This is a genomic window from Kitasatospora sp. A2-31 (genome assembly GCF_022288725.1).
In the GTDB taxonomy this organism is placed as follows: domain Bacteria; phylum Actinomycetota; class Actinomycetes; order Streptomycetales; family Streptomycetaceae; genus Kitasatospora.
In genome coordinates this window covers 700,654-726,191 of sequence record NZ_JAKNTA010000002.1, presented here as the reverse complement: position 1 = coordinate 726,191, position 25,538 = coordinate 700,654, and the positions used below count along the sequence as shown (strand labels likewise).

Genomic DNA, 25,538 nt, shown 5'->3' with positions numbered 1-25,538 from the left:
TGCCGCTTGGCGTCCCGCGCGCGAGTGGCCCTGCGCACGAGTATCCGACCGGGCGAACCACCCGGGCAAACGGAACATACTGGGCATGGAGGGTGACCTGGAGGTGGCGATGACGGCCACGACAGTGGGGGTTCTGCGGGAGACGTCACCCGGCGAGCGCAGGGTGGCCCTCGTACCGGACCTGGTTCCCGCCGTGGCCCGCCTCGGCGCGACGGTGCTGGTCGAACCCGGCGCCGGTGCCCTGGCCGGCCACCACGACGCCGACTACCGCGCTGCGGGGGCCGTCGTGGCCCGGCGCGCCGAGCTACTGGGCCGCTCGGACGTGCTGCTCGGCGTCCACCCGCCCAACGTCGACCCGGACCGCGACCTGCGGCCCGGACAGGTGCTGGCCGCACTGCTGCGACCGCAGCGGATTCCGTACCTGGTGCGGAAGTGGGCGGAACGAGGCGTGACGGCGATCGGCCTCGACCTGGCGCCCTGCCTGTCCGCCGCGTACCCCGTGGACGCCGAGGCCTCCCAGGCCAGGGTGGCCGGCTACCGAGCCGTGCTGCTCGCCGCCGTCCGGCTGGACCGCTGCCTGCCGCCCTGGGGCACGGCGGACGGTTGGTTCGCCCCGGTCCGGGTCCTGGTAATCGGGGCCGGACACGCGGGGCTCCAGGCGATCGACACCGCCCGCCGCCTGGGTGCGAAGGTCGACGCGGTCGAGTTGCGCGACCCCGAGCGGGCGGCGGCCGGCGCCGTCGGGGCGGTCCTGCTGGAGCTGCCCGGGTTGCGTCCGGTGGCGGACGACCGGGAGCTGTGGGCGGCCCTCGACCGCGAGCTTCCGGCGTGGGTGCCCGGGCTCGCCGGGGCCGCCGTCCGGTACGACGTCGTGGTGTCCACCCTGTCCCGGCCGGGCTTCACGCCCGTCCTGCTCCGCACGGAGACCGTCGCACGGCTCCGTCCCGGGTCGGTCGTGGTGGACCTGGCGACCGGTCCGGACGGCGGCAGCGTCGAAGGCGCCCTGCCGGACACCATCACACTGGTGGGCGACGGGGTCACCGTGATCGGTGCCGGGGAACTCGCCGCCCAGGCGCCCGGAACCGCCTCCCGCGCCTACGCCCACAACGTCCTGGCGCTCCTCGAACGGCTCGCGCGCGGCGGGCCGCTCGCGGGAGACCCGGTCCTCGGCCCGATGCTGGTGACCGACCGGGGCGCCGTACGGCACGGACCGACCAGCCGGTTGCTGAGGGAGGCGACCGCCGTCGCGGGCCTCCCGTAGGCCTCAGACGCCGGCGTGCGAGAACAGCACGGAGTGGCGGACGATCGCCCCGGCCCGGTCGGCGCACTGCTGGTAGCAGCAGGACAACAGCACGAGGTCGGCCACGTCGACGAGGTCCGTCCCTTCCTCGCGGAGCAGCAGCTCATAGAGCAGCCGCTGCCGCTGCCCGACCTCGTGCAGCTCCGTCAGCACGTCCGCGACGCTCTCGGGCGCTGCCGACTCCAGGACGTCGGCCGCCCTCGCGACCGTCTCCAGGGCCGCGTCGGCGATGCCGCACAGCGGGCGCCGCAGGTGTTCTCCGACCGGTTCCCGTTCCCGGCGGGCCCAGCCCGCCTCCAGCAGCCGCTGGGCGAGCTGCCCGAGGGCCTCCACCTCGGTGCCCACGTGGACGGCGGCGACGACCCCGGCCCGCCCGCCGAGAGCCCCGGCGGCGTCCTCCTCGATGCGGGAGCGCAGCTCGGCCAGGGCCTTCTCGGCCACCGGGACCGCGGCGCCGGGGCCCACCGGGTCCGCCAGTGCAGCCGTCGCGCCGCGCAGTGCCTCGTGCGCCAGCCGGACCAGACCGGCGAGCTCTGCGATCAGCGCACGGTACGTGCCGTCTCCTCCGTCGGACATCCGTTCACTCCGTCCTCGGATCCGTTCGCTCCATCCTCGGCCTCCGGCCAGGGTCTCCGGCCAGGGTCTCCGGCCAGTGTCTCTCCGGCCGTGCGCGCCCGTCTCGGTCGGACGAGGCCGGCACCGTCACGACCGGGCGGTGGACGCCGTGCAGCAGGCCGCGCGGGACCGAGCCGGCGGGCCCGGTCCCGCGCGGGGCACGGCCGGAACCCGCTGCGCGGACCGACCCGCCCCGTCATCCCGGTCCCGCGGCCCCGTCCGCGGCTTCCCCGTCCGGCGCGGGGCCGAGGCCCCGGGCGAGGGCGTGGGTGGCGACGCTCCCGGCGTGGGACATGTCAGTCGGCGTGGCGGTGCGGCCGGGGCGCCACGGCCGCGGCGTTCCCCGGAGGGTGTTCGAAGTGATGGAGCCGGGTGTCCGGCCCGGGGAAGTACTCCGTCACCCGGCCGTCGTCCGACCAGCGCACGTCGTACGGCGGGCTGCCGTCCGGGTGGTGCAGGCCGACGATCTCGCCGTCCCTGCGGGTCGCGCCCGGCCGGGTGCCCTGGACGATGATGCGGTCTCCCACGGCGGCTCTCATGCCGTCCTCCCTCGGTCCGCACGGGGCCGGCCGCAGCCCGGCCGTCCGCCCACCCTCCATGGCACCACCGGAGCACCGGCTCCCGCTGGGGCCGATCGGTCCCGGTACCCGGCCCGCCCGGCCCATCGGACGAACACGCTCGGGGAGCCGTGCGGAGCCCCGGAGCCCGCGCTGCTGCCATGGCACGCGCGGCGGCCCGCGACGGGCATCCTGACGACCTACGGGGCCGGTCGGCCCTTTCGAGGGGGCGAGGCGGGCGCCCAGGCTGGATACGGAGACAGGAGGTGTGCCCATGTCCACCGTCCACCCGCCGCGGACCACCGCCGAGGCCCTGCTGGCCGACGGCACCACCGTCGGGATCCGGCCGCTCGGCCCGGACGATCACGGAGCGGTGCTGGAGCTGCACGCCGAAGGGATGTCGGAGGACAGTCTCCGGATGCGGTTCTTCGGGGTCAGCCGCAACGCGCCGAAGCAGGCGGCCGACCGGCTGTGCGGGCCGCCGCGCACCGGCCTGCTGGCTCTCGGCGCCTGGGCGGGCGGTGAGCTGATCGGCGAGGCGGACTGCGAGCCGCTCGACGAGCAGCCGGAGACCGCGGAGCTGGCCCTCGCGGTGGCCGACCGCTGGCACCACCGGGGTGTGGCCACCCTGCTGCTGGAACACCTGGTGCACGCCGCCCGCGCCGCCGGCGTCCGCTTCTTCGAGGCCGACACGCTCTCCGGCAACCGGGCCGTCCACCGGGTCTTCGCCCACCTCGGGCTGCCCGTCGAGCGCCGGTACCGGCAGGGCGAGGTCAGGGTCCGGGTACCCCTGGACGAGCGCGACGAGCGCTACCGCTCCGCCGTGGACGAGCGCGGCCGCCGAGCCGACGTCGCGAGCCTGACCGCCCTGCTGCGCCCGGCCTCGGTCGCCGTCGTCGGGGCGTCCCGGCGGCCCGGTTCGGTCGGTCGGACCGTCCTCCACAAGATCCGGCAGGGCGGCTTCGCGGGCCCGGTCCGGGCGGTCAACCCGCACGCCGGTGAGCTCGACGGCGAGCCCGCCTACCCGTCGGTCCGGGCGCTGCCCGAAGTACCGGACCTCGCCGTGCTGGCCGTGCCCGCCGGCGCCGTCCCCGGTGTCGCCGAGGAGTGCGGCGCCGCCGGGGTCCGGGCACTGGTGGTGCTCACCTCGGGCCTCGGTGCCCAGGAGGCCCGAGGGCTGGTGCTGGCCTGTCGCCGCCACAGCATGCGCCTGGTCGGCCCGAACAGCCTGGGCATGGCGCAGACAGATCCCGCCGTCCGCCTGGACGCCGAGTTCGGCGGCGCCTTCCCCCGGCCCGGCACCGCCGGCGTGGCCGTGCAGAGCGGCGGCGTGGGGATCGCCCTGCTGCAGCGGCTGGCCTGGCTGGGCGTAGGGGTGTCCAGCTTCGTCTCGCTCGGCGACAAGTACGACGTGAGCGGCAACGACCTGCTCCAGTGGTGGGAGTCGGACGGCCGCACCGACCTCGCTTTGCTGCACCTGGAATCCTTCGGCAGCCCCCGCGCCTTCGCCCGCACCGCCCGGCGCGTCACCCGCACCATCCCGGTGCTCACCGTCGACGCCGGCCGCTCCACGGCCGGTCGACGGGGCGCGGCCTCGCACACCGCGGCCGCGGCCACCCCCACCGTCACCAGGGAGGCGCTGTTCCGGCAGGCCGGCATCACCGCGACCCGCAGCGTCGACGAACTCGTCGAGGCCGCCGCCCTGCTGCACGCCCAGCCGCCGCCGGCGCCCCGCGGGGCGGTGGCCGTGGTGTCCAACGCGGGCGGCATCGGCATCCTGGCCGCCGACGCCTGCGCCGAAGCGGGACTGGAACTGCCGGAACTCCCGGCAGAACTCGGCAAGGTGCTGCCGCCCGGCGCCTCCGTCCGGAACCCGGTGGACACCACTGCCGCGGTGAACCCGCTCGAACTCACCCACCTCCTCCGAGCGCTGGAGAACGAACCGGCCATCGACGCCATCCTGGTGTGCCTGGTGCCGACCGCGCTGGGAGCCTCCACCGGCCAGGACCCGGTGTACGCCTTGGTGGAGGGCCCGGCTCACCGCCGCGTCCCGCTCGTCGCCGTGCTCCTCGACCAGCAGGTGCCCGTCCAGTACCGCATCTGCGCCGACGGCGGCGCCCTGCCGGCCTACTCGGACCCGGTGGCAGCCGCCCGCGCCCTGGCACACGCCCGGGACCGCGCCCGATGGCTGGCCGAACCGCCCTCCGCACCCGTCCAGGCCCCGGACTGCGACCGGCGCACCGTCCGCAGCCTGGTCGACGGTCACCTGACCGCCCACCCCGGGGGTGGGTGGCTGGACCCGCTGTCCACCGCCGACCTGCTGGAGTCCTACGGGCTGCCGCTGACCACCACGGTGTGGGCCCGCGACGAGCCGACGGCCTCCGCCGCCGCCACCGCCCTGCGCAGGCTCGGGCACGAGGGGAAGGTGGCCCTGAAGGCGTACTGGCCCGGGCAGGTCCACAAGAGCGCTGCCGGCGCTGTCCGCACCGGCCTGACCGACGACGCCGAAGTTCGCTCCGCCTACCGGGAGTTCACGCGGCGCTTCGGCGACGAGCTGGCCGGAGCGGTGGTCCAGCCGATGGCCGCCCCCGGAGTGGAACTGCTCGCGGGCGTGGTCCAGGACCAGGTCTTCGGCCCGCTGATCGTGCTCGGCCTCGGCGGCACCGCCACCGAGGTGCTGGACGACCGGGTGGCCCGGCTCGCCCCGCTCAGCGAGCGCGACCTGACCACCATGGTGACCGAACTCCGCAGCGCTCCGCTGCTGTTGGGACAGCACGGTGGCACGGCGGTCGACCTCGCCGCGCTGCGGTCCGTCCTCACCCGGCTGTCCCTGCTCGCCGAGGACTTCCCGGAGCTGGTCGAAGCCGACCTCAACCCCGTCATCGTCCGCCCGGACGGTGCCGTGTGCGTGGACGCACGGGTACGCCTCGAACGCCGTGCGTCCTTCGACCCCTACCTGCGGCGGCTCCGGCGCCCCGCGGCCGCCGAGGGGACGGGGACGACGTGATGCGCGGCATCCCCGCGACACCGGGGCCGCCGGCGGCTTCCCCTCGTGCGACCCGGCACCGTCTCCAGGACGGACCCGGGTCCGCCGCCGCACGAGCAGGCCGGGAGCGGCCGTCATCCGCCGCTCCCACCGTCCGGGTTCCTGGCAGCCTCCGGGGTGCGGGTTCCTGGCCGCCTCCGGGGTGCGGGTTCTCCCGTCGTCCCCGCCCGGGCGACGGTGTCCTGGGCCGAAGCGACCCTGCGGCGTGGACCGTCCGGCCCTGTGCGCCCCTCGGCGACGGGCGCACAGTGAGAGCGGGACCACCGGAGGAGGAGTGAGGACGATGCAGCACCGCAGCGTCAACGACGTGATGACCCATGAGGTCGTCACCGCCAGGCCCGAAACGCCGTTCAAGGAGATCGCCGCGCTGTTCCACCGCAACGACATCACGGCGATCCCGGTCGTCGACGACCAGGGCCGACCGCTCGGCATGGTGTCCGAGGCCGACCTGATCCGCAAGGAGGCCGTCCTGCCCGACCCGGAGGGCCGCCACCCCGGCCGCTGGCTGGACGCCAAGGACCGCGCCCGCGCCGAAGCCGAGACGGCCGGCGGGCTGATGACCAGCCCGGCCGTCACCGCCCGCCCCGGCTGGTCGGTCCCCGAGGCCGCCCGCGCCATGGACAAGCACAAGGTCAAGCGGCTGCCCGTGGTCGACGAGATCGGGCGCCTGGTGGGCATCGTCAGCCGCCGCGACCTCCTGGAGGTCTTCCTGCGCCACGACGCGGCCATCCGCGACGAGATCATCCACGACGTGCTCGGCCGGACGCTGTGGGTCGCTCCCGGCGACGTCCGCGTGACGGTGCAGGACGGCGTGGTCACCCTTCAGGGTCGGCTGCCGCGCCGCAGCCTGATCCCGATCGCCGAGCAGCTCTGCCGCGCCGTGGACGGCGTGGTCGCCGTCCACCCCACCCTCGACTGGCTCGATGACGACACCGAGCAGGCCCTGGAACACCCCCGCGCCTACCGCGCGGCGTCGTAGGAGGCCACGATGACCAGCACACCGAGCGTCGTCGCCGACGTCATGACCCACGCCGTGGTCGCCGTCGGCCGCGACGCCGACTTCCGCGAGGTCGCCGAGACCCTGCAGCGCTGGCAGGTCAGCGCCGTCCCCGTGCTGACCGGCGACGGCCGGGTGATCGGCGTGGTCTCCGAGGCCGACCTGCTCACCGCGCGCGACCGCGACGCCGAGCGCGCCGACGCGCTGACCGCCGGGCGGATGATGTCCGTCCCCGCGGTCACCGTGCACCCCGGCAGCCCCCTGAACGAGGCCGCCCGGACGATGGCCCGCGGCCACTTCAAGCGGCTCCCGGTGGTCGACGAGGAGGACTACCTGGTCGGCATCGTCAGCCGGGGAGACCTGCTGAAGGTCTACCTTGGCGACGACCGGGAGCTCGCCGACCGGGTCCGCTTCGAACTGGTCGCCACCCTCGGGCCGATCGCCGTGGCGGACACCGACGTCCGCTCCGAGAACGGCCGGATCACCCTGACGGGCGAGCTGACGGACCCCGTCTCCGCGCCCCTCCTGGAACGCCTGGTGCGCTCCGTGCCGGGCGTGGTCGGCGTCGAGCTGCGACTCGCCGCGCCGGTCTGACCGGGAGGTCGGCCCGGCAGTCGGCGCCGACGAGCCCGCCACGGGACCGGAGTGCGGAACGCCGGTCGGAGCGGGGCGGCGGTGCGGTGTGGCCGCGGCGGAGGGCGGCGGCCGGGGGCGCTCCGATCCGGCTCCGCTCCGGGAGGGCTGCCGCCCGGCGTGTCTCCCGCCCGGGCGGCCGGAGACAGCGGCGGCACTCTCGTCGGGGCGCCTTCCGTGGCGTGCCGGGACGGTCCAGGATGTGCCGCCCGGCGTGACGCCTGCCGTGATCGGGGCAGGCGCGGGTCATGGTGAGAATCGGATACACGATGATGACCGAGCAGCGCGGCCCCCGTGATCTGGTCGCGGACGTGGTACGCGCCGAGCAGGTCGGCTTCGACTTCTCGGTGATCTCGGACCACTCCTTCCCGTGGCTGGACGAACAGGGCCACGCCCCGTACGCGTGGGCGGTGCTCGGTGCCGCCGCGCAGGCCACCTCCCGGATCCCGCTCATGACCTACGTGACCTGCCCGACGTTCCGCTACCACCCCGTGGTGGTGGCGCAGAAGGCCGCGACGGTGCAGTTGCTGTCGGAGGGCCGCTTCCGGCTCGGTCTGGGCAGCGGCGAGAACCTCAACGAGCACGTGGTCGGTCGTGGCTGGCCCGCGGCGCCGGTGCGGCTGTCGATGCTCGACGAGGCGGTGCAGATCATCCGGGCGCTCTTCGACGGCGGATACGTCACGCGTCACGGCCGGCACTTCGACGTCGAGGCCGCCCGCCTGTGGGACCTTCCGGAGCAGGCACCCCCGATCGGGGTCGCGGTCTCGGGGCCCGACTCCTGCGAACTGGCCGGCCGGCTGGCCGACCTGGTGATCGCCGTCGAGCCCGACCCGTCGCTGATCAACGGCTTCGCGGAGCACGGCGGGTCGGGGAAGCCGGCGGTGGGCCAGCTGCCGGTGTGCTGGGACGCGGACCGGGAGAGCGCCGTTCGACGGGCCCACGAGCAGTTCCGCTGGTTCGGCGGCGGCTGGAAGGTCAACGCCGAACTGCCCGGGACGGCGGGCTTCGCCGCCGCGAGCCGGTTCGTCCGCCCCGACGACGTCGCCGGAGCGATCCCGTGCGGCGACCGGGTCGAGGACTTCGTCGAGGCGGTACGGCCGTTCGTCGACGCCGGTTTCGGGGAGGTCGCCCTCGTGCAGGTCGGCGGCGCCAGTCAGCCCGCGTTCCTCGACTGGGCCGAGGCCACCCTGCTGCCGGCGCTGCGCGCGGCGTTCTGACCCCGACCCCGGCGGCGGTTCGCCTCCGGCGTCACGTCGTCGGACGGTGGGGTGGCTGCGGTTCGACGGGCTCGTCCGCCGTCGTCCTGAGGCCGGTACCAGGACGACGGCGGACGGGCCACGTCGTCACTCCGCCGCGAGCCGCGGGGTGCGGGACGGCTCGGTCCGGCGGTCGCCCGTCGCCTCGAAGGCCGCGGCCAGGGCCAGCAGTGCGTTGTCGTCGTAGGCACGGCCCGCGAAGGTCAGACCGACGGGCATGCCGATGTCCGCCATGGTGCCCATCGGCACGGTCACCGTCGGGATGCCGAGGTGCCGGGGCACCAGGTTGCCGTTCGCGACCCAGACGCCGTTGCGCCAGCCGAGGTCGGCGGACGCCTCGTGGACGTCCATGTCCGCCGGACCCACGTCGGCGACCGCAGGGAACACCACGGCGTCCAGGCCCAGGCCGTCCATCCACTCCTCCAGGTCGACCCGGCGCGTCTCCTCCAGCCCGCGGAGCCCCTGCTCCAGGTGCGGCATGTCAGTGAAGGACGCGTACGGGCGCTCGCGCACGAAGCGCGGGTAGTCGGCGATCGTGTCGTCGAACCCGGCGTACCGGTCGGGGAGTTCACCCTGCTGCTTGGGCCAGATGCGGTCGCCGTCGACCTCGGCCAGGGAGGCCAGTTCCGGGTCCCCGTTGGCGCGCAGGAAGTCGTCCCACGCCCAGGCGGACAGATCCTCGATCTCGACGGTGAGGAAGTCCCGGCCGACCAGACCGCGGGTGAGCAGCGAGGGCGCGCCGGGCCGGTCGGACTCGTAGTTCGACACGACGGGGAAGTCGACCTCGACCACCTCGGCGCCGGCGGCCTCCAGGTCACGGCGCGCGGCATCCCACAGAGCGATCACCGAGGGGCGGGTGTCGATCCGCTGCCCGGTCTGGCCGCCGATGCCGCCGTCGGGGTTGGTGCCGGCGTCGGGGTCGGCGTTGATGTACATCCTGGGCACGCCGACGCGCTTGCCGGCGAGCGCGGCGCGTGCCGCCGGGGCGTCGGCGGGCGCGAGTGCCGGGTACGACGCGGGGCGCACCTGCGACGGCGCGGGCAGCGGCACCCACGGCTGGGCGCGCCACAGGTCGCCGCGGGTCTCCGGGTCGTCGGCCACGATGACGTCGAGCAGTTCGAGCAGGTCGGCCATGGTGCGGGTGTGCGGGACGACGACGTCCATGGTCGGGACGAGCGGCCAGTTGCCGCGCACCGAGATCACGCCCCGGCTGGGCGTGTAGGCGCACAGTGCGTTGTACGACGCGGGCGCCCGGCCCGAGGACCAGGTCTCCTCGCCGAGGCCGAACGCGCCGAACGACGCCGCGGTCGCGGTGCCCGAACCGTTGGACGAGCCCGAGCCGTAGGCGCTGGTGAGCCAGTCGGCGCTGTACGGGCTCTCCGCGCGGCCGTACACCCCGCGCTGCATGCCGCCGTTTGCCATCGGCGGCATGTTGGTCAGGCCGATGAGGACGGCCCCTCCCGCGCGCAGCCGCTCGATGGCGAAGGCGTCGCGCTGGGCGACCAGGTGCTCGAAGGCCGGCGAACCGGCGGCAGCGGTGAGCCCCTTGGCGAGGTAGCTGTCCTTCGCGGTGTACGGGATCCCGTCCAGCGGGCCGAGCGTCTCGCCGCGTGCGCGGCGGGCGTCGGAGGCCTCGGCCTCGGCGCGGGCGTCCGGGTTCATCACGACCATCGCGTTGAGCGCGGTGGCGGTGCCGGGACGGTCGTAGGCCTCGATCCGCGCGAGGTAGGCGTCGAGCAGCTCGACCGCAGTGGTCTCGCCCTTCTCCAGTGCCGCTCGGAGGTCGGCGATGCCGGTCTCCACAACGTCGAATCCGCGCGTCATGCGGGTGCCTCCTGGGTGTTCGGGTGGGGCAGGGGCGTACACGGCGGTCACGCCTCCGGACGCGCCGGCCGGGCGCCGGCCGGTGCTGCTGGAACGTTCCAGCACCGCGCATCCTAGGCAGTGCTGGAACGTTCCAGCAACGGGGGGCACCTCGGAGCGGGGACCGGGCCGGGACTGGGTCTAGACTTCCGGGCTGTGACCAGCCGCTCCGTGACCCTGATCGACGTCGCCCGGGCGGCCGGGGTGTCCAAGAGCACCGCCTCCAACGCGCTCGGCGGCTCCGGCCGGGTGTCCGAGACCACCCGCGAGCACATCCGGAACGTGGCCCGGGAACTCGGCTACCGGCCGAACACCGCGGCCCGGAGCCTGCGCCGCGCCAGCACCGGCGCCATCGGCCTGCACCTGCCGCGCACCGCCACCCGCCTCGACTACTACATGAACCTGGCGTTCGGGGCGGTCGAGCGGGCCAGGGAGGACGGGCTGGACCTCGTCCTGCTCGCACCCGGCACGGCGGCCGGCGCAGGGCTCGCAGCGCGAGTGGACGGCCTCCTGGTGATCGATCCCGAGGTCGACGACCCGGCGGTGCCCGATTTGCTGGGCGCGGGCGTCCCGGTGGTCACCGGTGAGCGCTACCTGGGCGGGGGCGTCGCGCCGAGCGGTGCCGTGGTGTGCGACAACGCCGCCTCCCTGGTCGCCCTGCTGGACCACCTGGCGGAGCGCGGCGCCCGGCGCCCGGCGCTGCTCGCACCCGGTCCCGGCTCCGACTGGGCCGCCGCGCTCCGGACGGCCGCCGATGCCTGGAGCCGGCGCGAGGGCATCGAGGTGACCGTGCGGACGGTGCCGTTCGCGACGACGCCGGCCGAGGCCGAGGCGGCCACCGCCGACCTGATCGGCGGCGCCTCCGGCGCGGACGCGGTGGTGTGCGCCCCCGACGGCGCCGTTCCGGGCGTGCTGGCGGCCGCAGCACGGGCAGGCCTCCGGGTCGGGGCGGACCTGCTGGTGGCCGCCTGCGTCGACGGAGCGGCGACACGCGGCTCCGGCACCCGGGTCACCGCGGTCGACCTGCGCCCGTCGGAGTACGGGCGCGCGTGCGCGGCCCTGCTCAGCGATCTGCTGGCGGGATCGGCCGAGCCCGGAGCCGTGCGGCGGCACGAGTGGGCCCTGAAGGTACGGGAGTCCACCGCCGGGCGGACCTGACACCGGATCCGCCGGTCGCCCGGCGACGTGCCCGCGACCCGCACGGATGCGGGCGTCGTCGGGGCCGTCCGCCGGCGTCACCGGCGTAGCATCTGTTCGATCACCGAAGGAGAAGCCCGCATGGCGATTCAGCGGTTGGACAACGTCGGCATCGTCGTCGAGGACATGGAGGCCGCCATCGCGTTCTTCGTGGAACTCGGGATGGAGCTGGAGGGCAGGGCGGAGGTGGAGGGCCTCTTCGCCGACCAGTGCACCGGACTCGACGGCGTCCGGTGCGACATCGCGATGGTCCGGACCCCGGACGGTCACGGCCGGCTGGAGCTGGCGAAGTACCGCAACCCCGCGGCGATCGTCGCCGGGCCGCGCAACCGGCCGCACAACGTCCTGGGCACGCACCGCGTCATGTTCGCGGTCGACGACATCGAGGACACCGTGGCCCGTCTGCGCCCCCACGGTGCCGAACTCCTCGGCGAGATCGCCCGGTTCGAGGACAGCTATCTGCTCTGCTACATCCGCGGCCCCGAGGGCATCATCGTCGGACTGGCCGAACAGCTGTGCTGAACCGAACAGCTGTGCCGAACAGGGGGACTCCCGTCCGGGGTGTCGACACCGTGCGGCCGGGTATGCGCACCGGCGGACGATCCCCGTCGGTCGGGAGGCCGCCATGCTCCTCCTCGGTCTGGTCCTTCTCATCGTCAGCGGCACCTTCGCCGGCCTGCTGATCGCCGACAACCTCGACAACGGCTCGACGGAGCAGGTCAGCGTCCTCGGCTCCGACATCGGCGTCTACACGGTGCCCCAGGCCTTCCTCGCAGGCGCCGCCCTCATGCTGATCTTCCTCGTGGGAGTCGCCATGGCCTGGCGCGGCGCCGTCCGCGTCCACCACCGCTCGATCGAGCTCAAGGCCGCCCGCCTCGCCGCCGCCACCCCCGCCCCGGCACCGGCCGCACCGGCGCCCGCACCGGCCGCACCGGCACCCGCACCCGCACCCGCACCCGCACCCGCACCGACGCTGCGGCCAGCGACCACCGCGCAGGCCGGCGACACCGACGGCACCACGGCGCCGCCCTCTCCCGGCCCCGGAGGCCACGCCGCCGGAGCGACCGCGGTGACGGCCAGGCGTACGCCCGACCGGCCCCGTTCCTGGTGGCAGCAACGGGTCGGCTGAGCTCCCGGCGCCCGTCCCCGCGGGAACCGACCGCCCCGGCGCCCCCGCAGCCGCGGGAGGCCCACCGACGGGGGAAGGGGCCGCCGGGTTGACGGGAGGACCGCCGCCCGCGACCCGCCAGGGGTTCGGACACACGAACGGCCGGCGGCCCTCGCCTGTGTCACGTGCCGCGAGGGCTCGTACCGCCACCGGGTCCGCCGGTGTCCCTGGCGCCGGTGTCCCGGGTGTCGGTGTCGTCGGTGCCCTCGGCATCGTCGGGCCAGGTGCGGGTGTCGCGGGGCTCGACGTACGGCTCCTCCGCGGGCGGCATGCCGGAGCGGACGGCCTGTTCGCGCGCGAGTTCGGCGTCGAGCTCCAGCCCGAGCAGGATGGCGAGGTTGGTGAGCCAGAGCCACACCAGGAAGACGACGATGCCGGCAAGCGTGCCGTAGGTCTTGTTGTAGGAGCCGAAGTTGGCCACGTACGCGGCGAACCCGGCGGACAGGGCGAGCCACAGCAGGACCGCGAGGACGCTGCCCGGGGTGATCCACCGCAGTCCGCGTCCACGGACGTTCGGTGCCGCCCAGTACAGCAGCGCGATCATCAGGATGACGAGCCCGACGAGGGCCGGCCATTTCGCGATGCCCCACACGGTGAGGGCGGTGTGGCCGATGCCGAGCACGTCGCCCGCCTTCTGCGCGACCTGTCCGGTGAACACGACGATGACCGCGCAGACGACCAGCAGCAGCATGGTCAGCAGGGTCAGCGCGATCCGCAGCGGGGTGGTCTTCCACACCGGCCGCCCCTCCCGGATGTCGTACACGGCGTTCCCGGCGCGGATGAACGCGCCGATGTAGCCGGAGGCGGACCACAGCGCACCGGCCAGGCCCAGGACCGCGACGATCCCGCCGGTGGCCCGGCTCGCCTGCAGTTGGGTGATCGCCGAGCGCAGGATGTCCCGCACCGCGCCGGGCGCCAACGCCTGCACGTTGTTCAACACCGTGTCGGAGGCGTCGGTGCCGACCAGGCCGAGGACGGAGACCAGGACCAGCAGCGCAGGGAAGATCGCCAGCACGCCGTAGTAGGTGAGCGCCGCGGCCCGGTCGGGCAGTTCGTCGGCGAGGAACTCGCGGCAGGTGCGTTTCAGGACCGCGATCCAGCCGTGTCCGGGGATGTCGGTCGGTCCGGCGGGGCCGCCGCCGGCGGCCGGGCCCGCACCGCCCGGGCCGCGCGTGGGTGGAGTCTTGGAATCGGATGCCATGCCCGGGCGTGTGCCCGTCCTCGGCCCGTCACACCCGCGTCGCTCGGGCGGAAGCCGCGGGAGCCGGTTGGCCCGGGCGGCCGGGGCCGGGGAGGGGCCCGCCTCGTGTCCGCCACGGGGTCTACCGCGGTGGATCCGGGGAGTTGCCGGGGGCCGCGAGGACGCGGGCGATGAGGAGGGCGACGTCGTCGTGGGTGTCGGGGCGGCGCAGGGCGGCCAGGAGGAGGTCGCAGGTGTCGTCGAGGGAGCGCCGGGAGCCGGCGAGCAGGTCGGTGAGGGCGTGCAGGCGCTGGTCGATGTCCTGGTCACGGACCTCGATGAGGCCATCGGTGTACAGGACGAGATCGTCCCCGGGCCGCAGGACGAGGTCATGGGCGGGGAAGGGCAGACCGCCCACGCCCAGGGGCGGGCCGGGGTCCAGCGGGACGGGGCGAGGGGCGTGGCCGGGCCGGGTGAGGACGGGGGGCGGGTGGCCGGCGTCGGCCAGGCGGCAGCGGCCGGTGGCGGGGTCGTAGAGGGCGATGAGGCAGGTCGCCATGGCGTCGCCGAGGTCGCGGGTCGTGGTGTCGAGGTGGGTGAGGAGGTCGCCGGGGTCGAGGCCGAGCCGGGCCAGGGCGCGGGTCGTGGTGCGGAGCTGTCCCATGGTGGCGGCGGCGTTGATGCCGGAGCCCATGACGTCGCCGACGACGAGCGCGGTGCGGTCACCGGGGAGGGGAATGGTGTCGAACCAGTCGCCGCCGGTGTCGTCGGTCGCGCTGGCGGGCTGGTAGCGGTGGGCGATCTCGAGGCCGGGCGGGTGGGGGGCGCGCCGCGGCGGCAGCAGGTGGCGCTGCAGCGCGAGGGTGGTGTGGCGCTGGTGCTGGTACCAGCGGGCGTTGTCGATGGCGACGGCGGCGCGGGCGGCGAGTTCGGCGACGAGCAGGGAGTCGTCATGGTCGAACGGGGCCGGGTTGCGGGTGCGTTTGAGGTCGAGGACGCCGAGGACCTGGCCGCGGGCGATCAGCGGCACCGCCAGGTAGGAGTGGACGCCGGCTTCCTCGAGGAGGCGGGCCGCGTGATCGTTGCGGGCGATCCGCGCCAGGTCGCGGGGGCTCACGCGGGGCACGAGGACGGGGTGGCCCCCGACGGCGGCCTGGGTCACGAGCCGGTGCGCGTGGTAGTGCGTCACCTCGCCGACCGGGTCGGCGGCGGCGGTGGCCGGCGTGGGGTGGGCGGTCTTGAGGGCCATCGCGCGGAACGCCGGCGGGCCCTCGTCGTTCGGGTTGCCGGCCGCGCCGGGAAGCAGGGCGTCCAGGAGGTCGACGGCCGCGACGTCGGCGACCTCGGGCACGATCACCTCGGTCAGCTCCCGGGCGGTGGCGGCGAGGTCCAGGGTGGTGCCGACCCGGATCGACGCATCGGCGATCAGGGCGAGGCGGCGGCGGGCCCGGGCGGCGGCGAGGGACTGCCGGTACTGCTCGGTGACGTCGATGACCGAGATCGCCAGCCCCAGCACCCGGTCGGCCTGGTCCTCCAGCCGGTAGAACGAGGACGTCCAGGCGTGCTCGCCGCCGTCGTGCGGCATGTGCCCGGTGGTGAACTCCTCCAGCACCGGCCGGCCGGTGGCCAGGACCTTCCGCATCCGGTCCTCGATGGCGGCGACGTCCAGGTGCGGCAGCACCTCGCCGGGGGTGCGGCCGAGGTGTCCGGCCGCCGGTACGCCGTTGATCCGTTCCAGGGCGGGGTTGACCAGGACGTAGCGCAGGTCCTGATCGAGGACGGCGAGGCCGATCGGGGCCTGGTCGACCATCCGCGCCGACAGCGCCACGTCCCGCTCCACCCGCTGGAGGGTCTCACGGGAGGAGGCGATCCCGAGCGCGTACCAGGTACCGGACGAGGCCTGCAGGCGCATGTTGCGCATCTCCACCAGGACCGTGTGGCCGTCCTTGTGGCGGGCGGGGAACGCCCCGGCCCACGTCCCCTCGCCGGCCATCACCCGGTCGAACGCCTCCAGCACCGCTTCCCGGCGGTCCGTCCCGACGAGCAGGTCCGCGGCCCCGCGCCCCAGCGCCTCCTCACCGGTGTAGCCGAACAGGTCCTCCGCCGGCGGGCTCCACAGCGCGATCCGGCCCTTCTCGTCGACCACGACGGCGGCCACGCCGAGGACGTCCAGCAGCCCGCCCGCGGCCAGGGCCGCATCCGACGGTCCCAGTCGATCCGGCATGCCGCCACCTCCTCACACCGCCGGTGGGCCAGGTCGAGCGAAGCGCTGCTCCCTCCCATTCTGCCGCCGGCCCGGCCGCCCCAGGGCGCGGAGGAAGCCCGAGGGCCGCCGCCGGCGCCACGCTCCGAGACCTGCGGCGCTCCGCCGGCCCAGTACGGCGGCCGTGGTCCGGCTCGAGCGCCGCCGCCTCTCGTGAGCACCGGGCGGGGGGACGGCCCGGACAGCACCCCTGGGGTGTCGGCGGCCCGGGATTCACCTGGGCGGCGGTCTCCGCTCGCACTCCGTCCCCGGGCGGGGACAGGCTGACACCCATGGACGACACCAGCCAGCTCACCGCGCCCGTCCCCGCGACCGTGACCGTGACCGCCGGTAGTCCCCGGCGGGCGGCGGTCCGGATGGAGTCCGCCGTGCTGACCACGGTGGCCGCGGTGCTCGACCGCCTCGCGGACCCGCTCGCCGATGCCCCCGGACCGAACGTCCGCGTCGTGGCGGGGGATCTCCGTGCGGCCGCGAGGACCGCGGGCCCGCCCTCCGCTCAGGGACAGCCGCTGCTTCCCGCAGTGGCCGGGGACCGTCCCGGCCGGGACCGGCTCGCCGTCCACATCGGCGACCTGTTCGCCGCCGGGCGTCCCGTCGGCGAACGGGTGCCCGTGGACACCGACCTGGTGGCCGACGCGGTGGCGCAACTCCAACGCCTCAGCCTGCGGTTCGCGGGCGAGCCGGTCGCGGGCGCGCTCCGCCGCCTGTGGGAGCACCTCTACCTGCGCGTACCGCTCACCGTGCTCGCCCTGCGGGCGGACCCGGGCCGGCCGTCCAGCGGGAAGGGCAGCGTCGGCCCATGACCGCCCGACGGCCCGCTCGCCCGGCAGACGCCTCCCGGACCCCGACGGATCTCGAAGGCGTGCTCGCCCGGGTCGACACTCCACCGTTCTGCACCGGCCGCTACGGACGCGGAGTCCTCGCCGGACTGCGCTGGGCCCTGGGCCACCAGGTGGCCGCACCCATCACCGAGATGTCTCTCCCGGGCGTTCCCGGACCCGCGCGCCTACAGGCCGAGGCGGACGCCGCCCGCGCCGAACTCCTCGGTCACCACGGCCGCTCCGTCCAACTGGACTACGCCCGCGGCGTCTACGAGGCCCTCGCCTGGGTGTGCGGCCACCGCCAGCACCCGCCGGAGACCCCCGCCTACGAGTAGGGCGGGCGACCACCGGTCGGAGCAGGGTGACCCACGGCCCGGGGAGCAGGGTGACCCGCGGCCCCGGAGCCCCCGGAGCCCCCGGAGCCCCCGGAGCCCCCGGAGCAGCGTGACCCACGGCCCCCGGAGGACCGTGTTCCGCCCGGGCCGCGAAGCTCGGCGAAGGCGGCACCCCCGCGCTCGGGCGGCAGCGTCGCCGGGGCGGGGACCGCCGGGGGCTCCGACTCAGCGGTGGCGGCGGGAGGGATCCCGCCGCCGCCGGCGCGGGCTCCGGCTGAGTGCCGCTTTCAGCACAGCGAAGACGGCGCACTGGAAGGCGGCGGCGAGCAGGGCCCTGCGCCGGGTGCGGTGCTTCTTGGCGGGGCGGTCGTCCCCGGACCCGAGGATCCTCCAGACTCGTCGGGCCACGACGACGGCGGGGCCGCCGCCCATCGCTCCGACGAGGAGACCGGCGGGCCTGCGTGTGAGCGTGACGATGTTCACCGCTCCTCCTTCCGCAGTGCGGCGGAACCCGCGCGCGCCCTCCGCCTGCGGGGGCGGGATCCGCCTCGGTGGCGGGCGTTCCGGAGGCCGGACGCGGGAGTGTCGGACCTCCCCGAGGGGGCCGGGTCCGTACCGGCGCGTCTGTCCAGCCCCGCGCCGCGCACACCGCCGGTGGCCGGTCGATCGGCGGAGGGGCGGCCGGCCGTTGACCGCGCCCTTCGGTTGCCGCTCCGGATGAGGGCCCCGACCGCGGGAACCCGGGCGTTGCGGCGCCGGATCGGGGTAGCCGTCGTTGCGGGCGGGGTCGAGCAGAGGAGAGCAGAGATCATGACCACCGTTTCCACGGCGCCCGCGCCGCTGCCGCCGGCGCCGCCCCTCCCGGAGCGACCGGCCCACCGGCCGACACCCCTCCTGCCCGACCTGCCGCCTCCCCCGGGCTGCGAGGCCCTGCCGACCAGGGTCGGCCGTAGGCGCAGGCAGGTCCGGACAGCCCTATCCCGAACCTGACGGACAGCCCGTGTCGCGCACCGGAGGGACGCCCGACTCGCCGCGACGACGTCGGCCGCGAGGCGGATCACGCCGGCCTCGTCCCCGCCGCACCGTCGATCCTGCGGCGTGCCCGCACGACGGGGCGGACCCGGTGACGGCGTGGCCGAGGGGGGCGGCTCCGGTCGGACGTCCGCGACCTCTCACGCCCGTACCCGGCGGGCGGGCGCCCCTGCCCGGAACCGGCCGCAGGTGGTTCGCGCGTGTCCCGTGCGCTTCCGGGTAGACGCCGGCCCGGCCGACCCCCACGGCGTCAGGAGCAACGATGAACCACCGGACCGGCGCGGACCAGCCGAGCCGTCGCGGCCAAGACCGGGGGGACCGACCGGGGCGGGCCGCGGTCGCCCAGCTGGAACTGATGGCCGAGGACATCCGCCGGCTGACGCTCGCCCTGCACGACCTGTCCCGCCACGAGCGGTCCCGGCACGAGCGGTCCCGGCACCCCGCCGGACCGGTCGCCCGCCGCACGGATACGCTGCGCCGGCCGGCCGCCAGGCGGGACGCCGACCCGGCCGGCGCCACCGGCTGACACGCGCCGTCCCGTGCGGCCGCCTGGGTTCCCGCCCGCGCAGACGTCGCCGTCACCCGGCCGGCGGACCGGCGCCACCCGGCTCGACACCCGGTCCGACACCGGCCCGACACCCGGCCCGACACCCGCGGGACTCCCGCGAGGAGAGGTCGCGCCCCACCGCGGCAACCGCGCCCAGCACCGCCGAGCAGACCACCTCCGCCGCTGAAGGGCACCGCCCCGCGGCGTGACCGATCGCCCGGCCGCCGCCATCGGGCAGCGGGAGGGCCTATCTGCCGTCGGTCCGCGCCGGCAACCGAGTCGGAGTCCGGTGCCCGTCCCTCGCCACCCGCCCAGCACGGCGGGACGACGCGGCACGACACCGGGGACGGCGTTCCGTGTGAGGGCCGCCGTGCGGGGCAGGCGCCGCCGCGAAGGACGATCCGGTCATTCTCAGGAGGAGTCTTGAACGTCGACACAGGCCCGGCCGTACCGGGCCAGGAGAGCAGCACCGGCGGCGCAGTGAGCGCGGCGGCCCAGACCGTGCAGGCGAAGGCCGGCGAGGGCGCGGAGATCGTGGCGGACAACGCGGCCGAGGTGGCCTCGACCGTCAAGGAGCAGGCCGGGCAGGTGGTCGGCGAGGCCGCCGCGCAGGCCAGGGACCTCCTCGGTGAAGCCCGGGAGCAGGGAAGGGAGCAGGCGAAGGCACAGACCCGCAGGCTGGCGCAGAACGTGCGGCGCCTGGCGCAGGAGCTCGAGGAGATGGCCGGCCACGGTACGCCGGACTCCACCGCGACGGCAGCGGTGGGGCAGATCGCGGACCGCGGCCACCGGGTCGCCGATCACCTGGAGACGCGCGGGCCCGAGGGGCTGCTGGAGGACGTGCGGGACTTCGCGCGCCGCCGCCCGGGGCTGTTCCTGACCGGAGCAGCGCTCGCGGGCTTCGCCCTCGGCCGCACCGGCAAGGGCGTCGCCGCCGGCTCACCGGCCGGGCCCCCCGCGTCGGAGCCGCGCGGCACCGACGACGGACAACGGCGGCCCGCGCCGGTGTCGCCGTCGCGCGGCGGTGGCGGGTCCTCGCCGATGGGTACGGCCCCCGGCCCGTACCAGGCCTACGGGGAGTCCCAACCCCCGCACCTGACCCCGACGTACGGCGAGGACACCGGGACCCAGCGACAGCGGCCGCCGATCACGGGGAGCTGAGCGATGGCACTCTCCTACTCCGACCGCACCGTCGCCGCAGCCGGCCCCGGGCCGGCCGGCCCGCCCCCGAACCCCCCACCCGTCCCCACGGCCGGCGGGCCCGGGGAACCGACCGCCGAGTCGCTCGGTGACCTGATCAGCGACATCACGGATGACGTCGGCCGGCTCGTGCGCAGCGAGATCGAGCTGGCCAAGGCCGAGCTCAAACAGGAGGCCGGCAAGGCCGGGAAGGCGTCCGGCATGCTCGCCGGCGCGGGCTACGCCGGTCACCTGGTGCTCCTCCTGGGCAGCCTGACCCTGGTCTTCGCACTCGGCAACGTCATGAACCTCGCCTGGGCCGCGCTCCTGGTCACCGCCGTGTGGGCCATCGTCGGGGCGCTGCTCTACACCGCGGGCCGCAGGCGTCTCAAGGAAGTCCGGCTCGCTCCGGAACAGACGCTGGAAACCCTCAAGGAGGACGCCGCATGGGCTCGACACCCGACCAGCTGAGAGAACAGATCGAAACCCGACGCGCGCACCTCGCGCACAACGTCGACCGGCTGGCCGACAGGATCACTCCCAGCAAGGTGGCACACCGCAAGGTCGACGCCGCCCAGCGGAGGCTGACCGGAATGAAGGAGCGAGTGATGGGGACCGCACACGACACCGCCGACACCACCCGCGGCGTCGCCGGCAGCGTCACCGACACGGCCGCGCAACTGGTCGACACCGCCAAGGACACCGCCACGCGCGTCGGGTCCACCGCCAAGGACACCGCCACGGACATCGGCGACACCGTCCAGCAGGCGCCCGCCCAGATCCGTCGGCAGACCCAGGGCAGTCCCCTGGCCGCCGGCATCATCGCCTTCGGCGCTGGGCTGCTCGCCGCAGCGCTCCTGCCGTCGAGCAGGGTCGAGGCGCAGGCCGGCACCACCCTGCGTGAGCATGCCGACGAAGTCCTCGAATCCGCCAAGCAGACCGCCGTGAGCGCCGCCCAGGACATGCGGGACGAGCTGCGGGAACCTGCGGCCCAAGCCCTGGACGCCGTGAAGTCCACCGCCCAGGACGCCGCCCAAGCGGGCAAGGAGGCCGCCCAGGACGCGGGCCGGCAGACCGCTCGCGATCTCAAGGACACCGGCCAGGAGGCGGTTCAGGACGTCCGCCGGCCCTGACGCCGCCCCGGGCGGGGAGCGCCGGACGCCCGTACCCCGGGCGCCCGGCGCTGTTCGGGTCCGACGGAAGGTCAGCCGTACCGTCCGGCCGCCGCCCACCGGTGGCCGGGAACGGCAAGCAGCGGCAGCCGACGGGCGGCCGGGGCTCGCCGGTCGGGCAGGCCTCGACCCCCGGCGGTGGCGTGGGGCGCCGTGGCGGGCCGGTCGTGCACGTGCTCGCACGGTCCGGGCCGGCTGCACTCTTGCCCTCCGGCTTTCGGGCGGCCACGCTCGGACCGACGTCGGTCTCGAAATCCGGGGGGTCCTGTGGACGACATCAAGGGCGGGAACTGGCGAGGCGCTCTCGGCTGCCTGGTCTTCGCCCTCGCCTTCATCGCCTTCGTCGTCTTCCTCGTCTGGGCCTGGAACCAGCCCGGCGGGGACCAGCCCAGCTACTGGCACTAGGGGCTGCGTCGACCGGGTCGGCGCCGGCGACCGGACGCAGCCGGACCCGGCCTCGGCCCATCGGGGTCAGGGCACGGGCAGGACGGCCCACACGGTCTTGCCGCCCGGGGCCGGTGACACGCCCCAGTCGGCCGTGAGCCGGACCACGACGTGCATGCCGTGCCCGTTCGGCTGCGCCGGCCGCCAAGGCCGCACGACCGGTGGGGCGGTGGCCGTGTCGGTCACCGCGACGACCAGAACGCCGCCGCGGAGGTCGATGTCCAGGCGGGTGGGACCGCGGGCGTACCGGCAGGCGTTGGTGAGCAGTTCACAGACCACCATGAGCACGGCGTCCCGTCTGCGCTCCGCCGTGGCCCCACCGGCCGGCGGGAGAGCGCCCAGCACCCCGCGCACGTGGGTCATGGCCGGCTCCAGCACACTGCCCGAGTCGTACCCGAGTGGGAAACACCAGTGTTCCGCAGTGCCGTCCACGGGCTCCACCTCCCATGCCTGCCGGAGGACCGGACCGGAGGCGGTGCGCCGGTCCGGCCCGGCGACCGACACTGGGGCGTGTAGCCACCGTGACTGCGCCCAATCGGCCGCTGCCCGTGTTTCCTCAGGCCGCGCGGGCGGCTGGTTCGCTCTCATGGCACCGGGCAGACGCCGGGTGAGCCACCCTCGACAGCACCCCGAACTCCGGAACGAGGCCGATCATGGAAACGGGCCTGAGCACCAGACGCCGCCCGGCGCCGCCGGCCACGCGTGTCCTCGCCCTGAGCGGTCACGCCGACCTGGACACCGCTCCCGCCCTCGCCGAGGCGCTCCAGGACGCGCTCACCGCACCCCCTGCGCCGGACACCCTCGTCATCGACTGCCACGACCTGGTCTTCTGCTCCTCCTCCGGCCTCAACGAACTCCTCAAGGCCCGCCGCGCGGCCATCGCCGCCGGCACCGCCTTCGGGCTCGCCGCGCCCAGCCCCCAGGTCACCCGCCTGCTGCGCGTCACCGAGACCGACACCGTCTTCGACATCGCTCCGATCGCACCCAGCCCGGCCGTTCGCGACCCGGACCCCCTGTTCTGACCCCCGGGCGGGATCCGCGGGCGACGACGACCTCGTCGCCGGCTCAGCGCAGGCCGCGCCACACCGGCTGCCGCAGCCGGCCGGCGTCGGTGTGCTCCAGGAACTCCACCTCGGCGCGGAGTTCCGGCCGGGTGAACCGAACCACCGTGCCCCGCGGCAGCCCCAGCCCGGCACCGGCGCTGAACGGGGAGACCGGGCAGGCGATGCGGCGCAGGACGGCGGCCAGGGCGCGCCGCTCCGGTGCGGCGAAGCCGGTACCGACGGTGCCGACGAACCGGAGCGGGCCGTCGCGCTCTGCCGGGACGCCGACCAGGACGGCGCGCACCGAAGCCTCGCCGGGGCCGCCGGGCAACCAGCCGCCGATCACGACGTCCGCCACCCGCAGGTGTTCGACCTTGACCCAGTCCCGGGAGCGGGCGCCCGGGGCGTAGCGGGAATCGTTGCGCTTGGCGATCACGCCCTTGAGCCGGTGCTCGCGCGTCCAGCCGTAGGCCTCGGCGATGTCGTTCCAGACCGGGGAGACGCGCAGGTGCGGCCGCTCCAGCTGCAGGCCGTCGAGCGCCGCGCGTCGCCGCGCGTACGGCTCGGCCAGCAGCGGCCGCCCTCCGGTGTGCAGCAGGTCGAACGCGATGAACACCGCGGGCTCGCCGGCCGCCCTGCCCAGGGCCGCCGGGCGGGTGCGGTGGATGCGGTCCCGCAGGGCCGCGAACGACGGCGTACCGTCGCGCACCACCACCAGTTCCCCGTCCAGGATCAGGGGCCCGCGGACCTCCGTGAAGGCGTCGGCCACCTCTGGGAAGCGGCCGGTGAAGTCGCCACCCCTGCGGCCGACCAGCCGTACCGGGGCGGCCTCGGGCACGTACGCCACACACCGCGCCCCGTCCCACTTCACCTCCCCCACCCACCCGGTCCCGGACGGCAACGGGCCGGCCGTCGCCAGCATCGGCTCGACGTGCGGCAGCCTCACCCGGGCCGGCCCTCGCGCACCCATGTCTCCAGGGTGCGGCCACCGCGGCCGTCGCCGGCGCCGCATACGACCGGCCGAGCGACGGAGCGGCCCCGCTCCGCGTAAGGGCGCAGCGTTGGCACTCCGCCGAGGGCCGGGCCGGCCGCAGCCTGCGGCGCCCGGAGGCGCCGAGCGCGGGTTCGGGCGGCGGCCGGGTTTGGGTCGGCGGCTGCTGCCCAGACGCCCCCCAGGCGTCGCCGCATCGTCTCCGACCGGGGCGGCGACGCCCCGTCGGTCCGAAGGTGGCGCGACGGCGCGTGGGGGCGGCCGGCGCGGGCAGACGCGACGGCATGACGACGCGCTCCCCCGCCCAGCGGATCGCCTTCCCCGCCCTGAGCATGCAGTGGCTGGACATGGCGTTCGTCCACTGGGCCTACCCACCGGACGCCATCCAGCGGCTGCTCCCCCGGGACTCACCGTCGACCGGTACGCGGAGCGCGCCTGGGTCGGGCTCACCCCGTTCACCATGGCGAAGGTCCGGACGGCCGGTCGTCTCCCGTTCCCCGGCGAGACCTTCCCCGAGACGAACCTGCGCACCTACGTCCGCGGCCCGCGCGGGCGCGACGGCCTCTGGTTCTTCTCCCTCGACACCACCCACCTCCTGCTCACCGTCGCCGCCAACGCCCTCCTGGGCGCGCCCTACCGCCCCGCCCGGCTGGAGGCCGCCGAGACCGAGGCCCGTGACGGGACCGGCCCGGCCGGCGGACGGATGGTCTACCGCGGCCGGCGAGCGGGCGGACGGGCCACCTACCGGCTCGCCCTCCGGCCGGGACCGGCGCTGGTCCCCTCCGACCTGGAGATCTGGCTGACCTCCCGCTGGCGCGCCTACACCCGCCACCTCGGCCTGCTCTGGGAGACGCCGGTGGAACACGAGCCGTGGCCGCTCCGGAGCACCACCGACGTGAGGGTCGTCCAGGACGTGACCGCGGCGGCGGGCCTCCACCAGCCGGCGAACCCACCGCTCGTCCACTTCTCGGACGGCGTACGGCGGGTGCGCCTGGGAGTGACGCGGCCCGCCGGGTGACGGGAACCACCGCCGGTGCGCCCCGCGACAACGCCGCCCGGACCGGACCTCTCGGGCGGCCCGGGGCAGGTTCCGACGGTGACCCGACGGCTGGTGTGGGACGCCGGAATCCGGGCAGCCGATCGGATTACTGCACGCCCGGGACGCGACCCCTTCTCGGTCACGGACCGGCTTCGAAGACTGATCCGTCGGAGGACGACATGACCTACGTGCACCGCCCGCCCATCGAGGAACACCCCGACCTGGTCGAACTGCGCGACCGGCACGACCGCGTCGCCATGACTCCCCGCAGCCAGGGCGTCGAAGCCCTCGCCCTGCTGACCGGCCTCTACCTCGCCGCCTCGCCCTGGATCTGCGGGTTCAACAACCTCACCACCCTCGCCGTGACCGACCTGCTGGCCGGCATCACCTACATGCTCCTGCTCGGAGGACTCGGCAACTCCTACGAACGCACCCACTCCATGGCGTGGGCGGGGGCCGGCATCGGCCTCTGGACGATCGTCGCCCCCTGGGTGGTCGCGGGCGACGTCGCCCACACCCGGTCCATCACCAGCAACATCATCGCCGGGGCCCTCGCCCTCGTCCTCGCCTGCGTCGCCGCCACCGGCGCCCGCGACAAGCGGACGCACGTCCCGACCGCATCCGCTGCGCGACGCAACCCCCACACCCCACCGAACGAAGGCATCTGACCCACCCGGGCCGGTACGGCTCCGGACGTCACCCCGCCGGGCCCTCGCGGCTCGGCCGGAACGGGGGCGCCCGGTGCCGCACCGGCCGATCCGTCGTGGCGGAGGACCGCATCCGCCACGACCGCCGCCCGCCGCCCGCGCCGGGAGGGCGCGGCCGGTGGTAGACGGTCACAGCGGTGAGCGGTCACAGCG

26 protein-coding genes are annotated in these 25,538 nt (G+C 75.5%); 18 read left to right on the top strand and 8 right to left on the bottom strand.

Annotated elements, in window-relative coordinates; all coding sequences use genetic code 11:
- Positions 1–85 precede the first annotated feature (85 nt).
- A complete protein-coding gene (locus MCM47_RS08190; protein WP_238859865.1) occupies positions 86–1,261 on the top strand; it encodes an NAD(P) transhydrogenase subunit alpha in 1,176 nt (391 codons plus the stop codon).
- A gap of 3 nt (positions 1,262–1,264) precedes the next feature.
- Here the strand turns inward: MCM47_RS08190 and MCM47_RS08185 are convergent, their stop codons facing one another.
- Both MCM47_RS08185 and MCM47_RS08180 read right to left on the bottom strand, forming a co-directional pair.
- Positions 1,265–1,876, bottom strand: coding sequence for a hypothetical protein (locus MCM47_RS08185; RefSeq protein WP_238859863.1), 612 nt, complete (start codon positions 1,874–1,876; stop codon positions 1,265–1,267).
- A gap of 335 nt (positions 1,877–2,211) precedes the next feature.
- Positions 2,212–2,454 carry a DUF1918 domain-containing protein gene (locus MCM47_RS08180; protein WP_374209087.1) on the bottom strand — a complete coding sequence of 81 codons (243 nt, stop codon included), beginning with the start codon at positions 2,452–2,454 and terminating at the stop codon, positions 2,212–2,214.
- Positions 2,455–2,746: 292 nt separating this feature from the next.
- On the opposite strand from MCM47_RS08180, the gene MCM47_RS08175 reads away from it, so the two are divergent.
- From MCM47_RS08175 to MCM47_RS08160, 4 genes are all read left to right on the top strand, one after another.
- A complete protein-coding gene (locus MCM47_RS08175) occupies positions 2,747–5,479 on the top strand; it encodes a GNAT family N-acetyltransferase (protein ID WP_238859861.1) in 2,733 nt (910 codons plus the stop codon).
- A 322-nt stretch (positions 5,480–5,801) separates the two neighbouring features.
- Positions 5,802–6,497 (top strand): CBS domain-containing protein, encoded by a 696-nt coding sequence (locus tag MCM47_RS08170; RefSeq protein ID WP_238859859.1) that lies wholly within the window; start codon positions 5,802–5,804, stop codon positions 6,495–6,497.
- 9 nt (positions 6,498–6,506) lie between these two features.
- Positions 6,507–7,109, top strand: coding sequence for a CBS domain-containing protein (locus MCM47_RS08165; RefSeq protein ID WP_238859858.1), 603 nt, complete (start codon positions 6,507–6,509; stop codon positions 7,107–7,109).
- A gap of 287 nt (positions 7,110–7,396) precedes the next feature.
- Positions 7,397–8,365: an LLM class F420-dependent oxidoreductase gene (locus tag MCM47_RS08160; protein ID WP_238859857.1), complete on the top strand. Its 969-nt coding sequence runs from the start codon at positions 7,397–7,399 to the stop codon at positions 8,363–8,365.
- Positions 8,366–8,491: 126 nt separating this feature from the next.
- Here MCM47_RS08160 and MCM47_RS08155 read toward each other — a convergent pair whose 3' ends face one another.
- The gene (locus MCM47_RS08155; protein WP_238859856.1) at positions 8,492–10,228 is read right to left on the bottom strand and encodes an amidase; all 1,737 of its coding nucleotides are present in this window, start codon (positions 10,226–10,228) and stop codon (positions 8,492–8,494) included.
- A gap of 195 nt (positions 10,229–10,423) precedes the next feature.
- Here MCM47_RS08155 and MCM47_RS08150 point away from each other — a divergent pair, with 195 nt between their 5' ends.
- From MCM47_RS08150 to MCM47_RS08140, 3 genes are all read left to right on the top strand, one after another.
- Positions 10,424–11,425, top strand: coding sequence for a LacI family DNA-binding transcriptional regulator (locus MCM47_RS08150; protein WP_238859855.1), 1,002 nt, complete (start codon positions 10,424–10,426; stop codon positions 11,423–11,425).
- Between the two features lie 120 nt (positions 11,426–11,545).
- On the top strand, positions 11,546–11,986 hold the full coding sequence (locus MCM47_RS08145) for a VOC family protein (RefSeq protein ID WP_238859854.1): 441 nt from the start codon (positions 11,546–11,548) through the stop codon (positions 11,984–11,986).
- 103 nt (positions 11,987–12,089) lie between these two features.
- A complete protein-coding gene (locus tag MCM47_RS08140) occupies positions 12,090–12,593 on the top strand; it encodes a hypothetical protein (RefSeq protein WP_238859853.1) in 504 nt (167 codons plus the stop codon).
- Positions 12,594–12,753: 160 nt separating this feature from the next.
- Here the strand turns inward: MCM47_RS08140 and MCM47_RS08135 are convergent, their stop codons facing one another.
- Both MCM47_RS08135 and MCM47_RS08130 read right to left on the bottom strand, forming a co-directional pair.
- On the bottom strand, positions 12,754–13,833 hold the full coding sequence (locus MCM47_RS08135) for a YihY/virulence factor BrkB family protein (RefSeq protein WP_238859851.1): 1,080 nt from the start codon (positions 13,831–13,833) through the stop codon (positions 12,754–12,756).
- A gap of 121 nt (positions 13,834–13,954) precedes the next feature.
- Positions 13,955–16,036, bottom strand: a complete 2,082-nt coding sequence (locus tag MCM47_RS08130; RefSeq protein WP_238859849.1) for a SpoIIE family protein phosphatase — start codon at positions 16,034–16,036, stop codon at positions 13,955–13,957.
- 311 nt (positions 16,037–16,347) lie between these two features.
- Between MCM47_RS08130 and MCM47_RS08125 the strand changes: the two genes are divergently transcribed.
- Positions 16,348–16,878, top strand: coding sequence for a hypothetical protein (locus tag MCM47_RS08125; RefSeq protein WP_238859846.1), 531 nt, complete (start codon positions 16,348–16,350; stop codon positions 16,876–16,878).
- On the top strand, positions 16,875–17,231 hold the full coding sequence (locus MCM47_RS08120; protein WP_238859844.1) for a hypothetical protein: 357 nt from the start codon (positions 16,875–16,877) through the stop codon (positions 17,229–17,231). The genes MCM47_RS08125 and MCM47_RS08120 overlap by 4 nt, the downstream gene beginning before the upstream one ends.
- Positions 17,232–17,456: 225 nt before the next feature.
- Here the strand turns inward: MCM47_RS08120 and MCM47_RS43205 are convergent, their stop codons facing one another.
- Positions 17,457–17,714 carry a DUF4235 domain-containing protein gene (locus tag MCM47_RS43205; protein ID WP_238859842.1) on the bottom strand — a complete coding sequence of 86 codons (258 nt, stop codon included), beginning with the start codon at positions 17,712–17,714 and terminating at the stop codon, positions 17,457–17,459.
- Positions 17,715–18,525: 811 nt separating this feature from the next.
- Here MCM47_RS43205 and MCM47_RS08110 point away from each other — a divergent pair.
- The 5 genes from MCM47_RS08110 (at position 18,526) to MCM47_RS08090 (ending at position 21,566) form a co-directional block, all read left to right on the top strand.
- Entirely contained in the window at positions 18,526–18,789 is a 264-nt protein-coding gene (locus MCM47_RS08110) for a hypothetical protein (RefSeq protein ID WP_238859841.1), read from the top strand.
- A 444-nt stretch (positions 18,790–19,233) separates the two neighbouring features.
- Positions 19,234–19,971 (top strand): hypothetical protein, encoded by a 738-nt coding sequence (locus tag MCM47_RS08105; RefSeq protein ID WP_238859839.1) that lies wholly within the window; start codon positions 19,234–19,236, stop codon positions 19,969–19,971.
- Positions 19,972–19,974: 3 nt separating this feature from the next.
- On the top strand, positions 19,975–20,460 hold the full coding sequence (locus MCM47_RS08100) for a phage holin family protein (protein WP_238859837.1): 486 nt from the start codon (positions 19,975–19,977) through the stop codon (positions 20,458–20,460).
- A complete protein-coding gene (locus MCM47_RS08095) occupies positions 20,436–21,122 on the top strand; it encodes a DUF3618 domain-containing protein (protein ID WP_238859836.1) in 687 nt (228 codons plus the stop codon). The genes MCM47_RS08100 and MCM47_RS08095 overlap by 25 nt, the downstream gene beginning before the upstream one ends.
- Before the next feature lie 306 nt (positions 21,123–21,428).
- Entirely contained in the window at positions 21,429–21,566 is a 138-nt protein-coding gene (locus MCM47_RS08090) for a hypothetical protein (RefSeq protein WP_238859835.1), read from the top strand.
- Positions 21,567–21,632: 66 nt separating this feature from the next.
- Here MCM47_RS08090 and MCM47_RS08085 read toward each other — a convergent pair whose 3' ends face one another.
- On the bottom strand, positions 21,633–21,968 hold the full coding sequence (locus MCM47_RS08085; protein WP_238859834.1) for an ATP-binding protein: 336 nt from the start codon (positions 21,966–21,968) through the stop codon (positions 21,633–21,635).
- 290 nt (positions 21,969–22,258) lie between these two features.
- Between MCM47_RS08085 and MCM47_RS08080 the strand changes: the two genes are divergently transcribed.
- Positions 22,259–22,627, top strand: a complete 369-nt coding sequence (locus MCM47_RS08080; RefSeq protein WP_238859833.1) for an STAS domain-containing protein — start codon at positions 22,259–22,261, stop codon at positions 22,625–22,627.
- Between the two features lie 43 nt (positions 22,628–22,670).
- Here MCM47_RS08080 and MCM47_RS08075 read toward each other — a convergent pair whose 3' ends face one another.
- Positions 22,671–23,618: an ATP-dependent DNA ligase gene (locus MCM47_RS08075; RefSeq protein WP_238859832.1), complete on the bottom strand. Its 948-nt coding sequence runs from the start codon at positions 23,616–23,618 to the stop codon at positions 22,671–22,673.
- Here MCM47_RS08075 and MCM47_RS08070 point away from each other — a divergent pair.
- The gene (locus MCM47_RS08070; RefSeq protein ID WP_238859831.1) at positions 23,617–24,657 is read left to right on the top strand and encodes a YqjF family protein; all 1,041 of its coding nucleotides are present in this window, start codon (positions 23,617–23,619) and stop codon (positions 24,655–24,657) included. The two genes, MCM47_RS08075 and MCM47_RS08070, sit on opposite strands and share 2 nt — an antisense overlap.
- Before the next feature lie 200 nt (positions 24,658–24,857).
- On the top strand, positions 24,858–25,346 hold the full coding sequence (locus MCM47_RS08065) for an SPW repeat protein (RefSeq protein WP_238859830.1): 489 nt from the start codon (positions 24,858–24,860) through the stop codon (positions 25,344–25,346).
- The last annotated feature ends 192 nt before the right edge of the window (positions 25,347–25,538 follow it).

Coding starts and splice junctions, on each gene's coding strand:
- MCM47_RS08190 (WP_238859865.1), top strand. CDS start 86: ATGGAGGGTGACCTGGAGGTGGCGATGACGGCCACGACAGTGGGGGTT.
- MCM47_RS08185 (WP_238859863.1), bottom strand. CDS start 1,876: ATGTCCGACGGAGGAGACGGCACGTACCGTGCGCTGATCGCAGAGCTC.
- MCM47_RS08180 (WP_374209087.1), bottom strand. CDS start 2,454: ATGAGAGCCGCCGTGGGAGACCGCATCATCGTCCAGGGCACCCGGCCG.
- MCM47_RS08175 (WP_238859861.1), top strand. CDS start 2,747: ATGTCCACCGTCCACCCGCCGCGGACCACCGCCGAGGCCCTGCTGGCC.
- MCM47_RS08170 (WP_238859859.1), top strand. CDS start 5,802: ATGCAGCACCGCAGCGTCAACGACGTGATGACCCATGAGGTCGTCACC.
- MCM47_RS08165 (WP_238859858.1), top strand. CDS start 6,507: ATGACCAGCACACCGAGCGTCGTCGCCGACGTCATGACCCACGCCGTG.
- MCM47_RS08160 (WP_238859857.1), top strand. CDS start 7,397: ATGGTGAGAATCGGATACACGATGATGACCGAGCAGCGCGGCCCCCGT.
- MCM47_RS08155 (WP_238859856.1), bottom strand. CDS start 10,228: ATGACGCGCGGATTCGACGTTGTGGAGACCGGCATCGCCGACCTCCGA.
- MCM47_RS08145 (WP_238859854.1), top strand. CDS start 11,546: ATGGCGATTCAGCGGTTGGACAACGTCGGCATCGTCGTCGAGGACATG.
- MCM47_RS08140 (WP_238859853.1), top strand. CDS start 12,090: ATGCTCCTCCTCGGTCTGGTCCTTCTCATCGTCAGCGGCACCTTCGCC.
- MCM47_RS08135 (WP_238859851.1), bottom strand. CDS start 13,833: ATGGCATCCGATTCCAAGACTCCACCCACGCGCGGCCCGGGCGGTGCG.
- MCM47_RS08130 (WP_238859849.1), bottom strand. CDS start 16,036: ATGCCGGATCGACTGGGACCGTCGGATGCGGCCCTGGCCGCGGGCGGG.
- MCM47_RS08125 (WP_238859846.1), top strand. CDS start 16,348: ATGGACGACACCAGCCAGCTCACCGCGCCCGTCCCCGCGACCGTGACC.
- MCM47_RS08120 (WP_238859844.1), top strand. CDS start 16,875: ATGACCGCCCGACGGCCCGCTCGCCCGGCAGACGCCTCCCGGACCCCG.
- MCM47_RS08110 (WP_238859841.1), top strand. CDS start 18,526: ATGAACCACCGGACCGGCGCGGACCAGCCGAGCCGTCGCGGCCAAGAC.
- MCM47_RS08100 (WP_238859837.1), top strand. CDS start 19,975: ATGGCACTCTCCTACTCCGACCGCACCGTCGCCGCAGCCGGCCCCGGG.
- MCM47_RS08095 (WP_238859836.1), top strand. CDS start 20,436: ATGGGCTCGACACCCGACCAGCTGAGAGAACAGATCGAAACCCGACGC.
- MCM47_RS08085 (WP_238859834.1), bottom strand. CDS start 21,968: ATGACCCACGTGCGCGGGGTGCTGGGCGCTCTCCCGCCGGCCGGTGGG.
- MCM47_RS08080 (WP_238859833.1), top strand. CDS start 22,259: ATGGAAACGGGCCTGAGCACCAGACGCCGCCCGGCGCCGCCGGCCACG.
- MCM47_RS08070 (WP_238859831.1), top strand. CDS start 23,617: ATGTCTCCAGGGTGCGGCCACCGCGGCCGTCGCCGGCGCCGCATACGA.
- MCM47_RS08075 (WP_238859832.1), bottom strand. CDS start 23,618: ATGGGTGCGCGAGGGCCGGCCCGGGTGAGGCTGCCGCACGTCGAGCCG.
- MCM47_RS08065 (WP_238859830.1), top strand. CDS start 24,858: ATGACCTACGTGCACCGCCCGCCCATCGAGGAACACCCCGACCTGGTC.